Source organism: Devosia sp. P1_H9 (assembly GCF_056405135.1).
On sequence record NZ_JBFUCQ010000001.1, the window covers coordinates 558,979 to 574,658 of the forward strand.

Genomic DNA, 15,680 nt, shown 5'->3' on the forward strand with positions numbered 1-15,680 from the left:
TGTTGGGGGAATGGTCGATCTGAGATCAGCAGGGCCGGCAAGCGGCATCGACCAAGGGCAGGTTGGCTCACGCTACCGCGCCTCGCAAGCGAATTGTGCCTGAGCCATCGCAGCCCGCCTCGTCAGCTCTCTTCCTGGAGCACTTGGACGCCCGCCAGTGGCACCGCGGCAGCCGGCGGCGGCAAGGTTGGGGTAGCAGCGGGTCGAGGCCGCAGCGACAGGCCGAAGAGCGGCCTCAATACGGCGACACGGCGCACGACCTCGTACCCGATGGCACATCCGGCGATCGTGCCCAGCACGATGACTGAGGCCTCCGCCCAGAGTGGCAGGCCCGCAGCCCAGACGCCGAGACAGACAATCAGGGTCTGGTGCAGGATGTAGTAGGGAAAGACCGCCTCGCTCAGGTAGCGCAAAGCCGGGCTAGTCCGATTGAGATGGCGCTGGGCGTATCCGAGCAGGGCTGCGATCGTGGCCCAGCAATAGGCGATCCTCACCAAGCTCTGAACCCCCTCCCAAAGGCCGATCGCCGGAGTTGATAGCGACGCTGCCAGTCGCACCGCGCCGAGTGTCAGCGCGAGTGCGAGGGCCTGGTGCCATGCCCGATCGATGGCCTGCCAGAAGGGCGGGCTCTTGGCTGCGAGATAGCCGAATACCAGCATGGTCAGCGAGTTGGCGTGGTTGAACCAATCGTCCACGATCGCATCGGTCACCGGAAAGGCATCGCTCAGAAGCGCATCGTAGGCGACGAAAGGGACGACCGGCAGCAGCAGAAGGGGCACGCCGGTCCGGCCTGCATAGAGGCGGTCGAATGGGCGGCGCAGCCACTCCAGTACTGGCCTGAGCGGCGCGAGGAGCAGCGTGTAGAGCAGGATATAAACGACGTACCACAGGTGGTTGTATGTCGGGGTGATGATCGAGAACTCGAAGTCGAAATCAAGGTACTGCCACCAGAATGCGAGGTAGTCCGGCCCGATTTCCCCCTTGGCGAGGAGTTCGTAGTACGCCTGCGGTGTCACGAAGACAAAAAAGCCGAAGAGGATCGGGATCCCCAGCCTTGCGAGTCGCTGCGGCAGCAGTCGGCGGGCCGGCAGCTTGTCCATAACGAACTTCAAAGCCACCCCCGAGATGAAGAACAGCAGCGGTAAGCGCCAGGGCGCGACGAGCCGCATGAGCGGCTCCAGGGCGTGCGAAACGAAGGGGCTCTTCGCGTGCCAGTCCCAGGTCACGTAGAACATTCCGATGTGGTAGAAGATGAGAAAGCCGAAGGCGATGATGCGCAGCCAATCGATGTCGTAGCGGCGCATGTCGGGCGAATGGGCGGGGGTCATGCCGGTCTCCTTGTGTGAGCGAGACCGGTAGGGCTAGGTGGGTAAGTCAGACCCGCCAATCGCCGAGGGACGAGTGCCGGCCCGGCGGGACGAGTGGCGGGTACCGGGGACGCGCGGCGGCGATGGGGGAGCAATGACGGAGCTTTCGGCGGAGCGCGCCGACGAACAAGCGATCGACCGCCGGGTAGTGATGCGCGTCTGGGCAATCGCATCGCTTTTCTTCACGGCAGTGGCCGTGATCAACGCGCTGACGCTGATTACCGAAGCCGAGCGGGCCGGCGTCCCATATGACGCGCATGAGCCTTGGATACTCGAGGGCAGCAGTATCATCGTCCTGTTTCTGCTCGTGCCGGCGGTGGCTTGGTTCGAGCGGCGCTTCCCGTTCGCGGCCGACAGCTGGCCGCGTGTGCTGGGTTGGCACCTGCTCGGAAGCATCATGTTTGCCGGGGCGCATATCGGAGGCCTGTGGCTGCTCCGGACGCTGGTCTTCGGCGCTCTTGGCCAGCCCTACACCCTTCTGGGCGAGCCGCTGACCGACATGCTCTACGAGTATCGCAAAGACCTGTTGCCCTACGCGGTCATCATCCTCTTCCTGTCGCTCACCCGCGGGCTAGAACTGGCGAGGCGGGAGACTGCGGTGGCGCGCCGCGATGCCCGTGACACTGGCCAACTGACGCTGAAATCCGGTGGGCGTACGGTTTTCCTGCATGCGACGTCGCTGGATTGGGCCGAGGCGGCAGGCAACTATGTCGAGATTCGTGCCAAGGGCGTCACCCACCTCGTACGCACCAGCCTCGCCGCGCTGGAACAGCAATTGGCCGAAGCGAGGGCGCCGGTGGCACGTGTGCACCGCTCGCGCCTGATCAACCGCGAGAAGGTTCGCGAGGTAGTTCCTACCGGGGACGGCGATGTCATCATCCGCATGCTGGACGGAACGGAGTTACGAGGCTCGCGCCGGTATCGGGACGCGCTGAAATAGCAGCCGCCGGTCACGACCATCGGCTCGCGCGACTAGACACGAGTCTACCTGCTGCGTGGGCAGCAGCTGAGGCTTGTCTCTGACGGTGGACCGCCGGCGCCGCACCGGGGCAGGCTATTCCCACGAATCGAGCATCGTCTTGGACACGAAGTCGAGGTGCTCGTTCATCGCAGCGCGTGCGCCCTTTGAATCGGCTTTGACGATGCAATCCACGATGCGTTCGTGATCGGTGAGGATGTGCTCTCGCACCTCCTCGATATCGGCGAGATGCTGGTGGAAACGGCTGTCGACAGCTTCCGCTCTCATCGACCAGAGCTGATCGAGTACTTCTCGGAGTACGGAGTTTTGAGCGTAGTCCGCGATGGTCATATGCAAGGCGCGGTCCGTTTCCGTCGACCACACGCCTTCGCTCGCTTCGGATCTCATCCGAGCTATGACTGCTTGCAACCGCTCTTTTCCCGCCACATCGATATTCTGGCAGGCGAGCGTCGTTGCCTCGGGCTCCAGCAGCCGTCGTACGGTCATGATCTCGATCGGAGAGCGGCTCTGTTCCGGCAAGCCTTTCTGGGTCTTCTTCAACCTGCGGACGAAGGCGCCAACTCCCACCCGTATTTCGACCAGGCCAGCGACCTCCAACGCGATCAGCGCTTCGCGCACCGTTGGACGCGAGACCCCGAGGTTTGCGGCCAAGTCGCGCTCCGACGGCAGTTGCTCTCCTGGTTTGACCTCGCCAGCCAGAATCTGGTCGCGAATCTGATCAGCGATCTGGATGTACAGTTTGCGATTTGAGACAGCCTCAAGCCTGATCATATCACCCCTACCGCCGTCGCCCCTGGCCTCTGATGCTAGCGAACTCGTCATGCATAGCAACTCATCCCAAGGTGGTCACTGGTCTAGCCACTTGACAGCTAGTCTGCCTTGCCATCTGATACGCCTAACACGGAAACGCGCGGCCTGGGAGGGGACAGTTGCGTACTGAGGAGCAGGCGTCTCGACGCCTCCCCACCTATGACGACCCCTCGGTTCCGCTCGTCGAGATGAGCGGGATCGACAAGTCGTTCCCGGGCGTGCGAGCGTTGTCGGATGCCCAGTTTTCGCTCTTTGCGGGCGAAGTGCACGCCCTGATGGGCGAGAACGGCGCCGGCAAGTCGACGCTGATGAAGATCCTGTCGGGCATTTACCAGCGCGATGCCGGCGAAATCCGCGTCGATGGCAAGCCGGTGGAGATCGCCGGGCCGCGCGAGGCGCAAAAGCTCGGCATCGGCATCATCCATCAGGAACTGGCGCTGATGCGCGACCTGACGGCAGCGCAGAACATTTTCATTGGCCGCGAGCCGCGCAAAGGCCTGTTGCTCGATGAGCAAAAGCTCAACGCCGATGCGGCAGCCATCTTCAAGTCGATGAACCTGGCGCTCGATCCTCGGGTGCCGGTCGAAAGCCTCACCATCGCCAAGCAGCAGATGGTCGAGATCGCCAAGGCGCTCTCCTACCGCTCGCGCGTCCTGATCATGGACGAGCCGACCGCGGCATTGACCGAGAGCGAGATCGCCGAGCTCTTCACCATCATCGCTCGGCTGAAGGCCGACGGCGTCGGCATCATCTACATCTCGCACAAGATGGACGAGATCAAACGCATCTCGGACCGGGTGACGGTGATGCGCGACGGCGAGCATGTGGGCACGGTTCCCGCTGCCGACACGCCGATCGAGACCATCATCTCGATGATGGTGGGCCGCAAGCTGACCGACGAGGCACTGGTCATCCCCGACACCAGCACGGCCGAGATCGCGCTCGAGGTCCGTGGTCTCCGCCGCGGTAAGGAAATCCGCGATGTCGGCTTCTCCGTGCGGAAGGGTGAAATCCTCGGTCTCGCCGGCCTGATGGGCGCCGGCCGCACCGAAGTCGCCCGCGCCATCTTCGGCGCCGACCCGGTCGAGGCGGGCGAAGTCCTTGTGCATGGCAAGAAGGTCGAGATCCGGCGCCCGCAGGACGCGGTGCGGGCCGGCATCGGTTATCTCTCCGAGGACCGCAAGCAGTTCGGCCTCGCCACCGGGCTCGACGTCCGCAACAATATCGCGCTGGCCTCGCTGTCGCGCTTCATCGGCCCCGGCGGCATCGTCCGCGATGGCGAGATGCGGCAGGTAGCCGAGCGCTTCATCAAGCAGCTGTCCATCAAGACCCCTTCGGACACGCAGGAGGCGCGCCTGCTCTCGGGCGGCAACCAGCAGAAGGTGGTCATCGCCAAATGGCTGCTGCGCGACTGCGAAATCCTGATCTTCGACGAGCCGACGCGCGGCATCGACGTCGGCGCCAAGTCCGAGATCTACAAGCTCCTGAATTCGCTCGCCGCACAGGGCCGGGCGATCATCGTTATCTCGTCCGAACTGCCCGAAATCCTGCGTCTCAGCCACCGCATCGCGGTGATGTGCGAGGGCCGGCTCACCGGCGTCCTGCCGGGCGGCGCCAGCCAGGAAGAGATCATGCGGCTCGCCACACAGCGCGAAAGCGCGATGGCGCCGGAACCGAACAGCAAGGTGGCATAATGGCGATGACCGAAACGGCAGCCAAACCCGGACTTCTCGCCAGTATTCGCGGCTCAGGCGCTTATCATAAGCTGCTGGCTTTTTCCGGCCTGCTGGCGCTGCTGGTCGTCTTCTCGCTGGCCTCGCCCAATTTCCTGCAGACGGCCAATATCCTCGCCATCCTGCAGGCGACCTCGGTCAACGGCGTGCTCGCCATCGCCGCGACGCTGGTGATCATCACCGGCGGCATCGACCTGAGCGTCGGCACGCTGATGACCTTCTGCGCGGTCGTCGCCGGCGTCGTCCTCACCTACTGGGGCCTGCCGCTACCGGTGGGCATCCTCGGCGCAATCCTTGCCGGCACCTTCAGCGGCCTCGTTTCTGGCACGGTGATCGCCAAGCTCAAGGTGCCGCCGTTCATCACCACGCTCGGCATGATGCTCATCCTCAAGGGCCTGTCGCTGGTGATCTCGGGCACCAAGCCGATCTATTTCAACGCAACGCCGGGCTTCAACCAGATCTCGCTCGGGTCGATCGTTGGTTCGGTCGTGCCGGTGATGCCCATTCCGAACGGCGTCTTGATCCTGTTTGTCGTGGCGGTCATCGCGAGCTTCGTCCTCACCCGCACCGCGCTCGGCCGCTACACCTTCGCGCTCGGTTCTAACGAAGAGGCAGTGCGCCTCTCGGGCGTCAATGTCGATCGCTGGAAGATCGCCGTCTACGCCTCCGCCGGCGCCGTCTGTGGCATTGCCGGCCTGCTAATCGCCTCGCGCCTCAACTCGGCGCAGCCGGCGCTCGGGCAGGGCTACGAACTCGACGCCATCGCGGCGGTGGTGATCGGCGGCACTTCGCTCTCGGGCGGCCGCGGCACCGTGCTCGGTACGCTGATCGGTGCGCTTATCATTTCGGTTCTCGCCAATGGCCTCCGCATCCTGTCGGTGGCGCAGGAATGGCAGACCGTGGTTACCGGCTCGATCATCATTCTGGCCGTCTATGCCGACATTCTGCGGCGCCGCAAACTTTAGGCGCCGGCTTTGCCTGCACCGACGCCAGGGTCGGTGCCAATAACGGAGACGGCGAACAACGCCGCCACGACAACGAAGTCAAACCGGGAGGACACCCATATGCTTAGACGTACTCTGCTCGGCGCCGTCGGCGCTCTTGCACTTCTCGCCGCCGCTGTTCCGGCGCAGGCGCAGGAATATGACATCGCCCTTATCTCCAAGGGCTTCCAGCATCAGTTCTGGCAGGCCGTGAAGGCCGGTGCCGACAAGGCCGGCGCTGAATTCAACGCCAAGGTGACCTTCGAAGGTCCCGATACCGAAGCCCAGGTCGACAAGCAGATGGACATGCTGTCCGCGGCCATCGCCCGCAAGCCATCGGCCATCGGCTTTGCCGCGCTCGACAGCCAGGCTGCGACCCCGCTACTGCAGCAGGCCAAGGATGCCGGCATCCCGGTCATCGCCTTCGACTCCGGCGTCGATAGCGACATCCCGCTGACCACCGCCACCACCGACAACGTAGCCGCGGCCGCGCTGGCTGCCGACAAGATGGCTGAACTGATCGGCGGCGAAGGCAAGGTTGCCGTGGTTGCCCACGACCAGACCAGCCGCACCGGCATCGACCGCGTCAAGGGCTTCACCGAGCAGATCAAGGCAAAGTACCCCAAGATCGAAGTCGTCTCGGTGCAGTACGGCGCCGGCGACCAGCTGCAGTCGACCGAAATCACCAAGTCGATCCTGCTCGCCAACCCAGACCTCAAGGGCATCTTCGGCGCCAATGAAGGTTCGGCTCTCGGCGTGCTCAACGGCAAGAAGGAGCTCAGCTCCAACATCGTCGTGATCGGCTATGACTCGGGCGCTGCCCAGAAAGCCGCCATCCTCGATGGTTCGATGGCCGGCGCCATCACCCAGAACCCGGTCGGCATCGGCTACGAGACCGTCAAGGCTGCCATCGCGGCCCTGAAGGGCGAGACCCTGCCCAAGGTCATCGACACCGGCTTCTTCTGGTACGACAAGACCAACATGGACGCGCCGGAAATCGCCGCCGTTCTCTACGACTGATCTCCCTCCGCCGGGCAGGCTCGCCTGCCCGGCACCCCATTTCATTTATCACTTTCCGGCTTGCTGCCATGACCAAGATCACCACGCTCAGCACCCACGACCTCCGCTTTCCGACGTCGGCCTCACTCGACGGCTCGGATGCGATGAACCCCGATCCCGATTACTCCGCGGCCTATGTGGTGCTAGGCACCGACGGGCCGCTCGAAGGTCACGGCCTCACCTTCACTATCGGCCGCGGCAACGAGGTGGTGGTGGCAGCGATCGAGGCACTGCGCGAGCGCGTCATCGGCCTCGAACTCGACTGGATCGCGGAGAACCCCGGCCGCTTCTGGCGCCACGTGACCGGCGACAGCCAGCTGCGCTGGATCGGCCCCGACAAGGGCGCGATGCACCTCGCGACCGGCGCCGTGGTCAACGCCGTGTGGGACCTCCTCGCCAAGCGCGCCAACAAACCCGTCTGGCGCTACGTCGCCGAGATGACGCCCGAACAGCTCGTCTCGATCATCGACTTCCGCTATCTGACCGACGCCATCACGCCCGACGAGGCGCTCGCCATCTTCAGGAAGGCCGAGGCTGGCAAGGCTGAGCGCATCGCCGAACTCGAAGCGAACGGCTACCCCTGTTACACCACCTCCGCAGGCTGGCTCGGCTATTCGAACGAGAAGCTGACGCGGCTCGCCACCGAGGCGGTGGAGGCCGGTTTCTCGCACATCAAGATGAAGGTCGGCCGTGATCTGGCCGACGATATCCGCCGGCTCGAAATCGTCCGCTCGATCATGGGCCCTGACCGCTACCTGATGATCGACGCCAACCAGGTGTGGGAGGTCGACCAGGCAATCCATTGGGTCAACGAGCTCAAGCGCTTCAACCCCTATTTCATCGAGGAACCGACCAGCCCCGACGACGTCGAGGGTCACCGCAAGATCCGCGAAGCCATCGCCCCGGTGAAGGTGGCGACCGGCGAGATGTGCCAGAACCGCATCCTGTTCAAGCAGTTCATCACCCGCGGCGCCATCGACATCGTCCAGATCGACGCCTGCCGCATCGGCGGCCTCAACGAGGTGCTGTCGGTCCTCCTGATGGCCGCCAAATACGGCCTCCCGGTCTGGCCCCACGCCGGCGGCGTTGGCCTCTGCGAATACGTGCAGCACCTCTCGATGATCGACTACCTGGCCGTCTCGGGCACCAAGACGGGTCGGGTGATCGAGTATGTCGACCACCTGCACGAGCACTTCATCGATCCCTGCGTGATCGACAAAGCTGCCTACATGCCGCCGAAGCTGCCGGGCTTCTCCATCGAGATGAAACCCGCCTCGATCGCGGAAAACTCATTCTCGAAGTGAACGCGCGCGCATTGGGCGGGCCTTCCGAAGTCAGGCGCTTGTGGCGGATGCTGCGAGCCCCCTGCCCTCTACCAGCGTCAGTTCGGTGCCGACCACTTGCCGCATGCTGTCAGCCGACCGAGCAGCGTCGCCGGCCTCAATTGCATCGACTAGCTCGGCGTGAACGGCGGTAACCGCCGCGCGCGTATCGTCATCGTCAATCGCCGCCGCAAGGGCCACGGTCAGCTCCACGAGGCCCAGGGCCGAACGGAGCAACTGGTTGCCGGACGCTTCGGCGATGATCCGATGGATTTCGAGGTTGGCCAGCGCGTGAGACTCGACGCTGTCGGCGGCGATCTCCATCTGATGCACCCAGTATTTCATGAGACGGACGTGCTCGGCGGTGCGCTTCTGGCAGGCAAGCTCAGCCGCCCTGCTCTCGAGGGCGAGCCTGATGTCGAACAGCCCCTTATGGAACCCAGGGGCCGGCTCCGCCTCGAAGTGCCACGCGAGGACTTGCTGATCGAAGAAATTCCAATGCGTCTGAGGCGTGACGCGAGTGCCCACCTTGGGTCGTGCTTCCACGAGGCCCTTGGCCTCGAGCGTTCGCAGCGCCTCACGCAGCACCGTTCGGGACACACCGTAGCGCTCCATCATCGCAGCGTCGCTCGGTAGGATGGAACCCACCGGAAACCGGCCCGTAACGATGCCCAGACCGATCTCGTTGATGACGAACGTATGGTAGTTCCGCGCAGCCAGCCGCCCACCGATCGAGCGAATGAGGCTGCCTGGTTCGCTCATGCTACGCTTTCTGGGGCGACTTATCTCCCCGTGCCGAGGCGGCGAATACCAGGCGCTGCAGCACGATGAAGAGGAACAGCAGCGCGCCGATGACGATCTTGGTCCACCAGCTCGAAAGGGTGCCGTCGAAGATGATGTAGGTCTGGACCAGGCCCAGCAGCATCACACCTACGAACGTGCCGAGCACGAAGCCATAGCCGCCGGTCAACAGCGTGCCGCCGATAACCACCGCCCCGATCGCATCGAGCTCGACCCCCGCCGCAGCCAGCGGATAACCCGCGGAGGTATATAGCGAGAATACGATTCCCGCCAAACTCGCGAGCACGCTCGACAGCATGTAGATCTGCACCGTCGTGCGGGCGACCGGCACGCCCATCAGCGAGGCTGAGGTGGTGTTGCCGCCGAGCGCGAAGACGTAGGAACCGAACCGGGTGCGGTGCGCGAGGATCGCGCCGATCGCAAAGACAGCGACCATCAGCAGCCCGATGAAACTCAACCGCCCGCCACCCGGCAGCTTGAAATAGAGCGACGAGAGCAGGTCGTAGAACTCGTGGTTGATCGGCACGGAGTCCTGCGTGATCACCGAGGCGCCACCGCGCGCGAGGAACATGCCGGCGAGCGTCACGATGAAGGCCGGGACCTGCAGGTAGTGCACCGCAAGGCCCATCAAGGCCCCGAACGCCGCAGCCACCGCAATGGCGATGGCAAAGGCAACCAGCGGATGCACGCCGAACCAGCTGATCAGCACTGCGACGAGCACGCCGGTGAAGCCGATCACCGCGCCGACCGAGAGGTCGATGCCGCCCGAGAGGATGACGAAGGTCATGCCCACCGCGGTGATGCCGAGGAAGGCATTGTCCGTGAGGAAATTGCCGAGCACGCGGGTCGACAACATGCCCGGGAACTGGGCGACCGCGAGGGCGTAGGCGATGGCGAAGATGATGACGGTCGCAAGTAGCGGTCGGAGGCTGCGGTTCATCGGGCCGATCCCTTGGAAATGCGCTGCCGGTACCAGCCGACGGCGCGCCCGGCCAAGGGCGACTGGATGACGAGGATCAGGCTGATCATCCCGGCCTTCACCACGAGGTTGAACTCTGGCGGGAAGCCCGAAACGAGGATGCCGGTGTTCATCGCCTGGATGATTAGCGCTCCGATCACCGACATGACGAGCGAGAACCGCCCACCGAGCAGCGAAGTGCCGCCGATGACCACGGCAAGGATGGCGTCGAGCTCGAGCCAGAGCCCGGCATTGTTGGCGTCGGCGCCACGGATATCGGCCGCAACGATGATGCCAGCGATGCCAGCGCAGAAGCCGCTGAGCCCATAGACCATCAGCAGCAGCAACCGGCTGCGGATACCGGCGAGAGTCGCCGCCGAACGGTTGACGCCGACCGCCTCGATGAACAGTCCGATGGCAGTCTTGCGCACCGCGAAGGTGACGATAACCAGCAGCGCCAAGGCGATCACGACCGGCATCGGCAGCCCAACAAAGGAACCAGTGCCGACGAAGATCAGCGCCGGATCGGAAAAGGTGACGATCGAGCCTTCGGTGATGAGCTGCGCGAGGCCGCGGCCGGCAACCATCAGCACGAGGGTGGCGATGATCGGCTGGATGTCGAGCAAGGCGACGAGCACGCCGTTCCAGAGCCCGCACAGCAGGCCAACACCAAGTGCGGCGCCGATGGCAATGGGGGCCGGGTAACCATTGACGACGAGCGTCGCGGCCACGGCGCCGGTCATCGCCATCACTGCGCCCACGGACAGGTCGACGCCTTTGGTCGCAATCACCGCCGTCATGCCGATGGCGAGAATGGCAACCGGGGCGCCGCGGTTGAGCACGTCGATCAGGCTGCCGAACAGGCGCCCGTCCTGCCAGTCGATGCGGAAGAAACCGGGGAAGAGCAGCCAGTTGAGGATCAGCACGCCCGCGAGTGCGAGGGTCTGGGCGTTGATGAATCGGCCAAGCGCCAGGCTCTTCATGCTGCGGCCTCGTCGTTGTGCGCCGCGATCGCCTGGACGATGACGCCGGGATTGATGTTCGCGCCACGAAGTTCTGCCACCATTTCCCGGTCCCGCATCACCACGATGCGCGACGAATAGGCCACCACTTCGTCGAGTTCGGACGAGATCACCACCAGCGCCAGCCCGTCGTCGCGCAGCCGGTTGATGGTGCGGACGATCTCGGCGTGGGCGCCCACGTCGATGCCGCGAGTAGGCTCGTCAAGGATCAGGAACGCCGGGTCGGTGGCGAGCCAGCGGGCGAGGATCACCTTCTGCTGGTTGCCACCCGAAAGCAGCTTCACCGCCATTTCGAGCGAGGCGGCACGGATGTCCATGGCTTCGCCGAACTTGCCGGCGAGCTCGAACTGCTCGTCACGGCTGAGGGCGCTGAACCAGCCCAGCTTGCCCTGCAGCGCAATGGCGATATTCTCGCGCACGCTCAAATCGCCGAAAATGCCCTGCGCCTTACGATCCTCGGGGCAGAAGCCGAACCCCTTGGCGATGGCGTCGCTGGGGTTGCGGATATCGACCCGCTTGCCGTTGATCGAGACCGAGCCTTCGTCGGCGGCGTCGATGCCGAACATGGCGCGCGCCATCTCGGTGCGGCCCGATCCGAGCAGCCCAGCAACGCCGATCACTTCGCCCTTGTGGATGGTCAGCGAAAACGGCTGCACGCTGCGCTTCCTGCCGTAGCCCTCATACTGGATGAGGACCTCGGTCGCGGGGCGCTCGGCTTCGATGCTGGTCGAACCGGAGAACGCCACGTCCTTGCCCAGCATCTTGCGAACGACGTCGGTACGGGTCAGCTCGTTGAGCGGGCGCGTCTCGACCAGCCGGCCGTTACGCAGGATCGTCACGCGATCGGCGACGGCAAAGACCTGGTCGAGGAAGTGGGTGATGAAGACGATGGCGAGCCCGTCTTTCTTGAGGCTCGTGATGACTTCGAACAGCCGCTCGACCTCGTTGCGGTCGAGGCTGGCGGTGGGTTCGTCGAGAATGAGGACCTTGCCGGAGAGCTGGACGGCGCGGGCGATGGCGACGATCTGCTGCACCGCCACCGAATGGCTGCCCAGTTCGGTCGCCGGGTCGATATTGAGGTCGTAGCGCTTGAGCAGGCTGCGCGCGTCGCGCAGCATCTTGCGGCGGTCGACAAGCCCGAAGCGGATCGGCTGATGGCCGAGGAAAAGGTTCTCCGCCACCGATCGGTTCGGCAGCAGGTTCACTTCCTGGTACACCGTGCCGATGCCAAAGGATTGGGAATGCAGCGGGCTGTGAAGCGTCACCGGGGCGCCGTCGACCAGTACCTCGCCGCCATCCGGCTTGTGGGCGCCGGTTAGGATCTTGATGAGGGTCGACTTACCGGCGCCGTTCTCGCCCAGGAGCGCATGCACCTCGCCCGGCAAGAGGCCGAAATCGACTGCGTCGAGCGCCGTGTGGTTCCCGAAAATCTTGGAAACCGCGCGCGCCTCCATTCTGAAGGCCGTCTGCTGCACTTCATCCCCCCGGTCGCGTGCCACCCATGCTCCCGACATGGGCGACGCCTCGCCGGCCGCMGCCGGCGAGGCGCGATACTTTGCTTAGTAACCCAAACCCTTGCGGCTGTCATACTCGGCCTGCGGGTTGTCCGCGGGCGTGTAGAGCTTGGACTCGGTGATGATGAACTTCTCCGGCGCCGTGCCTTCGCCCAGATAGGCGGTGAGGGCGTCGAAAGCCGGGCCGGCCATGTTCGGGGTCAGTTCGACCGTAGCGTTGGCCTCACCGGCGACCATCGCCGCGAAGATATCCGGAACCGCGTCGATCGAGACGACGAGGATGTCGGTGCCCGGCTTCAGGCCCGCGTCCTTGATCGCCTGGATGGCGCCAACGGCCATGTCGTCGTTGTGGGCGTAGAGGGCGCAGATGCCCTTGCCGCCATTCTCGGCCTTGAGGAACCCTTCCATGACTTCCTTGCCCTTGGAACGGGTGAAGTCGCCGGTCTGGCTGCGGATGATCGAGATGTTGGCGTGGCCAGCAATGGCTTCCTCGAAGCCCTTCTTGCGGTTGATGGCCGGGGTCGAGCCGACGGTGCCCTGGAGCTCGACGACCTTGCAGTCCTTGTCGGCGACCTTGTCGACCAGCCACTGGCCGGCAACGCGACCTTCCTTCACCTGATCGGACGCAACCGAGGTCAGGTACAGGTCTTCGGGCGCATCAACGCCGCGATCGAGCAGCACGACCGGGATGTTGGCTTCCTTGGCTTCGGCCAGCACTTCGTCCCAGCCGGTGGCGACCACCGGAGCGACGAGGATGGCGTTCACGCCCTGTGCGATGAAGCCGCGGATCGCCTTGATCTGGTTTTCCTGCTTCTGCTGGGCGTCGGCAAACTTCAGGTCGATGCCGCGCTTTTCGGCCTCGAGCTTGGTCACCGAGGTCTCGGCAGCGCGCCAGCCGGATTCCGAGCCGATCTGCGAGAAACCGACCGTCAGGTCGGCCGCCAGGACGCCCGAGGTCAAAGCGGTAGCGATGCTCGCCGCGACGGCGAGCCGGGTAATGAATGTCACGATGTCCTCCCTTTGCGGCGAGGTGCTTTCACCTTCGCGGCAGGAGAGTCGGTACCATTAGTACTATTATATGTAAAGATGCTGTTCGAACCCTCGTTGGCAGGTATGGCAACCTCAGGCTGCCCTAGACTCTCCCACCATTTTGGCCGCTATCGTAGCCACAATCGTGGACGCTACCCGCAGCCGGGTTCTTCGCGTTCCCTCTTCTGGCCTAACGCGGCCCTAACACGGCATCGGCTAGGGAAGCCGATCGGCTTGAGGTGGGGGACCGGGTGCGCGTACTGGTTGTTGAGGACGAACGGCAGCTCGCGGACTCGATTGCCGAGGGGCTGCGGCTCCACGCCATGGCGGTGGATGTCGCCTATGACGGCGAGGCTGGCCTCGAGCGGGCGGAGGTCAACGCGTATGACGTCCTCGTCCTCGACCGCGATATTCCGCTCATTTCGGGCGACGAAGTCTGCGCCGCGCTGGTTCGATTCCAGTCACAGACCCGTATCCTGATGCTCACGGCGGCGACCGCCATTGCGGACCGCGTTGCAGGTCTCGGGCTGGGGGCTGACGACTACCTGACCAAGCCGTTTGCATTTGCCGAGCTTGTCGCGCGCGTCCAGGCGCTCGGGCGGCGGGCGCGCCCCGCCATTCCGCCGGTCCTCGAACGGGCTGGCATCCGCCTCGACACGCACCGCCGCACAGTGCAGCGCGGCGATCGGCCGGTCGACCTGTCGCGCAAGGAATTCGCGGTGCTCGAGGAACTGATGCGGGCCGATGGCGGTGTCGTCTCCGCCGAGCAGCTTTTGGAGAAGGCCTGGGACGAACAGATCGATGCTTTCACCAACGTTGTCCGTTTCACGATGATGAACGTCCGGCGCAAACTCGGCGATCCCGCCGTGATCGAAACCGTCCAGGGCGTAGGATACCGCCTCAAATGAAGATCCTCGGCTTCCCTTGGACCATCCGCACGCGGCTGAGCCTCCTCTACGCCGGCGCGTTCTTGGTTGCGGGCGTGGCGCTCATCGTTGTCATCTACCTGTATCTGGGGCAGGTGCTCGACCGACAGTTCATCGTGCGGCTCAGGGATCTGGGCGCGCCGGGAGAACTGCCGCCGCCCGATATCATGGAAGAAACCAATCGGCTGCGGGTACTGGTCCAGCAGGGGCGGTTCAATACGCTCGATACGATGCTGGTGGTCTCTCTCGGATTGGTGGGCATCATGACGATCGTCGCCGGTATTATCGGCTGGCTGGTGGCGGGACAGGCGCTTCGGCCCCTCCGCGAGATCACCGCCACCGCACGCCGCGTCGCCGACCGGAGCCTCCATGAGCGCATCGCCCTCACCGGCCCCAAGGACGAAATCAAGGATCTCGCCGACACGCTCGACGAGATGCTCGAGCGGCTCGATCGATCCTTCGATGGTCAGCGTCGCTTCGTCGCCAATGCCTCGCACGAACTCCGCACGCCGCTCACCATCACCCGCACGCTGATCGAGGTCGCCTTGCTCGATGCGGACGCCGACGCCAAGGTCAAGCAGCTCGGCACCACCCTCCTCGCCGTGAACCAGCGTCATGAGAAACTGACCGACGGCCTCCTGGCCCTCGCGAGCAGCGAACACCGGGCCGCGGATTTCCATCCGGTCGATCTCGGAGAGATCGCTGAACACACCGTCTCGGAGCTGCGCCCCATCGCTGACAAGGCCAGCGTCGTTCTCCAAACCGACCTTCGGCCGGGGATCATCATGGGCGACGCTTTCCTCCTCGAGCGGCTGATCCAGAACCTCATCGAAAACGGCATCCAGTATAACCTGCCCGCGAACGGCTGGGTCCGCGTCGCGACGGCGACGGCCGGGCACAGCGCCGAACTCGTCATCGAGAATACCGGCCCGATCGTGCCGGCCTACGAAGTCCCAAACCTCTTCGAGCCATTCCGCCGGCTCGCCGCGACCGAGCGGCTAGCCGGGGCTGCCCGTGGCACGATCGTCCGCGGGGCCGGGCTCGGTCTCTCCATTGTGCGCTCGGTCGCCCATACGCATGGCGGCGAAGTACAGGCGACGCCGCGCGAAGGCGGCGGGCTCATCGTCCGCGTGCGCATTACGGCAGCTCGCGAGGCGGCCCTAACGGCCAGCTAATG

14 protein-coding genes are annotated in these 15,680 nt (G+C 64.5%); 7 read left to right on the top strand and 7 right to left on the bottom strand.

The features are described 5' to 3' along the window. Positions 1–122 precede the first annotated feature (122 nt). The gene (locus AC1DYL_RS02850) at positions 123–1,328 is read right to left on the bottom strand and encodes an acyltransferase family protein (protein ID WP_477171992.1); all 1,206 of its coding nucleotides are present in this window, start codon (positions 1,326–1,328) and stop codon (positions 123–125) included. A gap of 133 nt (positions 1,329–1,461) precedes the next feature. Between AC1DYL_RS02850 and AC1DYL_RS02855 the strand changes: the two genes are divergently transcribed. Next, the gene (locus AC1DYL_RS02855; protein WP_477171993.1) at positions 1,462–2,307 is read left to right on the top strand and encodes a LytTR family DNA-binding domain-containing protein; all 846 of its coding nucleotides are present in this window, start codon (positions 1,462–1,464) and stop codon (positions 2,305–2,307) included. Positions 2,308–2,421: 114 nt separating this feature from the next. Here the strand turns inward: AC1DYL_RS02855 and AC1DYL_RS02860 are convergent, their stop codons facing one another. Next, positions 2,422–3,117, bottom strand: a complete 696-nt coding sequence (locus AC1DYL_RS02860; RefSeq protein WP_477171994.1) for a FadR/GntR family transcriptional regulator — start codon at positions 3,115–3,117, stop codon at positions 2,422–2,424. A 227-nt stretch (positions 3,118–3,344) separates the two neighbouring features. Between AC1DYL_RS02860 and AC1DYL_RS02865 the strand changes: the two genes are divergently transcribed. From AC1DYL_RS02865 to AC1DYL_RS02880, 4 genes are all read left to right on the top strand, one after another. Continuing rightward, entirely contained in the window at positions 3,345–4,850 is a 1,506-nt protein-coding gene (locus tag AC1DYL_RS02865) for a sugar ABC transporter ATP-binding protein (protein ID WP_477172030.1), read from the top strand. Continuing rightward, positions 4,850–5,854 carry an ABC transporter permease gene (locus AC1DYL_RS02870; protein ID WP_477171995.1) on the top strand — a complete coding sequence of 335 codons (1,005 nt, stop codon included), beginning with the start codon at positions 4,850–4,852 and terminating at the stop codon, positions 5,852–5,854. Before AC1DYL_RS02865 ends, AC1DYL_RS02870 begins: the two co-directional genes overlap by 1 nt. 99 nt (positions 5,855–5,953) lie before the next feature. Further along, positions 5,954–6,892 carry a substrate-binding domain-containing protein gene (locus AC1DYL_RS02875; protein ID WP_477171996.1) on the top strand — a complete coding sequence of 313 codons (939 nt, stop codon included), beginning with the start codon at positions 5,954–5,956 and terminating at the stop codon, positions 6,890–6,892. Between the two features lie 68 nt (positions 6,893–6,960). Further along, positions 6,961–8,235, top strand: a complete 1,275-nt coding sequence (locus tag AC1DYL_RS02880) for an L-fuconate dehydratase (protein ID WP_477171997.1) — start codon at positions 6,961–6,963, stop codon at positions 8,233–8,235. 30 nt (positions 8,236–8,265) lie between these two features. On the opposite strand, the gene AC1DYL_RS02885 is transcribed toward AC1DYL_RS02880, so the two are convergent. From AC1DYL_RS02885 to ytfQ, 5 genes are read right to left on the bottom strand one after another with little or no spacing between them, the layout of a single operon-like run. Continuing rightward, positions 8,266–9,015 carry a FadR/GntR family transcriptional regulator gene (locus AC1DYL_RS02885; protein WP_477171998.1) on the bottom strand — a complete coding sequence of 250 codons (750 nt, stop codon included), beginning with the start codon at positions 9,013–9,015 and terminating at the stop codon, positions 8,266–8,268. Between the two features lies 1 nt (position 9,016). Next, positions 9,017–9,994 (bottom strand): galactofuranose ABC transporter, permease protein YjfF, encoded by a 978-nt coding sequence (gene yjfF / locus AC1DYL_RS02890; protein ID WP_477148536.1) that lies wholly within the window; start codon positions 9,992–9,994, stop codon positions 9,017–9,019. Beyond that, positions 9,991–10,995 carry an ABC transporter permease gene (locus tag AC1DYL_RS02895; RefSeq protein ID WP_477148535.1) on the bottom strand — a complete coding sequence of 335 codons (1,005 nt, stop codon included), beginning with the start codon at positions 10,993–10,995 and terminating at the stop codon, positions 9,991–9,993. Before AC1DYL_RS02895 ends, yjfF begins: the two co-directional genes overlap by 4 nt. Beyond that, positions 10,992–12,548 carry a sugar ABC transporter ATP-binding protein gene (locus tag AC1DYL_RS02900; protein ID WP_477171999.1) on the bottom strand — a complete coding sequence of 519 codons (1,557 nt, stop codon included), beginning with the start codon at positions 12,546–12,548 and terminating at the stop codon, positions 10,992–10,994. The genes AC1DYL_RS02895 and AC1DYL_RS02900 overlap by 4 nt, the downstream gene beginning before the upstream one ends. A gap of 45 nt (positions 12,549–12,593) precedes the next feature. After that, entirely contained in the window at positions 12,594–13,556 is a 963-nt protein-coding gene (ytfQ, locus tag AC1DYL_RS02905; RefSeq protein WP_477172000.1) for a galactofuranose ABC transporter, galactofuranose-binding protein YtfQ, read from the bottom strand. 272 nt (positions 13,557–13,828) lie between these two features. Between ytfQ and AC1DYL_RS02910 the strand changes: the two genes are divergently transcribed. Continuing rightward, complete coding sequence (locus AC1DYL_RS02910) at positions 13,829–14,485, top strand: response regulator transcription factor (protein ID WP_477172001.1); 657 nt, start codon at positions 13,829–13,831, stop codon at positions 14,483–14,485. Further along, positions 14,482–15,678 carry a sensor histidine kinase gene (locus tag AC1DYL_RS02915; RefSeq protein WP_477172002.1) on the top strand — a complete coding sequence of 399 codons (1,197 nt, stop codon included), beginning with the start codon at positions 14,482–14,484 and terminating at the stop codon, positions 15,676–15,678. The genes AC1DYL_RS02910 and AC1DYL_RS02915 overlap by 4 nt, the downstream gene beginning before the upstream one ends. Positions 15,679–15,680: the final 2 nt, after the last annotated feature.

Coding starts and splice junctions, on each gene's coding strand:
- AC1DYL_RS02850 (WP_477171992.1), bottom strand. CDS start 1,328: ATGACCCCCGCCCATTCGCCCGACATGCGCCGCTACGACATCGATTGG.
- AC1DYL_RS02855 (WP_477171993.1), top strand. CDS start 1,462: ATGACGGAGCTTTCGGCGGAGCGCGCCGACGAACAAGCGATCGACCGC.
- AC1DYL_RS02860 (WP_477171994.1), bottom strand. CDS start 3,117: ATGATCAGGCTTGAGGCTGTCTCAAATCGCAAACTGTACATCCAGATC.
- AC1DYL_RS02865 (WP_477172030.1), top strand. CDS start 3,345: ATGAGCGGGATCGACAAGTCGTTCCCGGGCGTGCGAGCGTTGTCGGAT.
- AC1DYL_RS02870 (WP_477171995.1), top strand. CDS start 4,850: ATGGCGATGACCGAAACGGCAGCCAAACCCGGACTTCTCGCCAGTATT.
- AC1DYL_RS02875 (WP_477171996.1), top strand. CDS start 5,954: ATGCTTAGACGTACTCTGCTCGGCGCCGTCGGCGCTCTTGCACTTCTC.
- AC1DYL_RS02880 (WP_477171997.1), top strand. CDS start 6,961: ATGACCAAGATCACCACGCTCAGCACCCACGACCTCCGCTTTCCGACG.
- AC1DYL_RS02885 (WP_477171998.1), bottom strand. CDS start 9,015: ATGAGCGAACCAGGCAGCCTCATTCGCTCGATCGGTGGGCGGCTGGCT.
- yjfF (WP_477148536.1), bottom strand. CDS start 9,994: ATGAACCGCAGCCTCCGACCGCTACTTGCGACCGTCATCATCTTCGCC.
- AC1DYL_RS02895 (WP_477148535.1), bottom strand. CDS start 10,995: ATGAAGAGCCTGGCGCTTGGCCGATTCATCAACGCCCAGACCCTCGCA.
- AC1DYL_RS02900 (WP_477171999.1), bottom strand. CDS start 12,548: ATGTCGGGAGCATGGGTGGCACGCGACCGGGGGGATGAAGTGCAGCAG.
- AC1DYL_RS02915 (WP_477172002.1), top strand. CDS start 14,482: ATGAAGATCCTCGGCTTCCCTTGGACCATCCGCACGCGGCTGAGCCTC.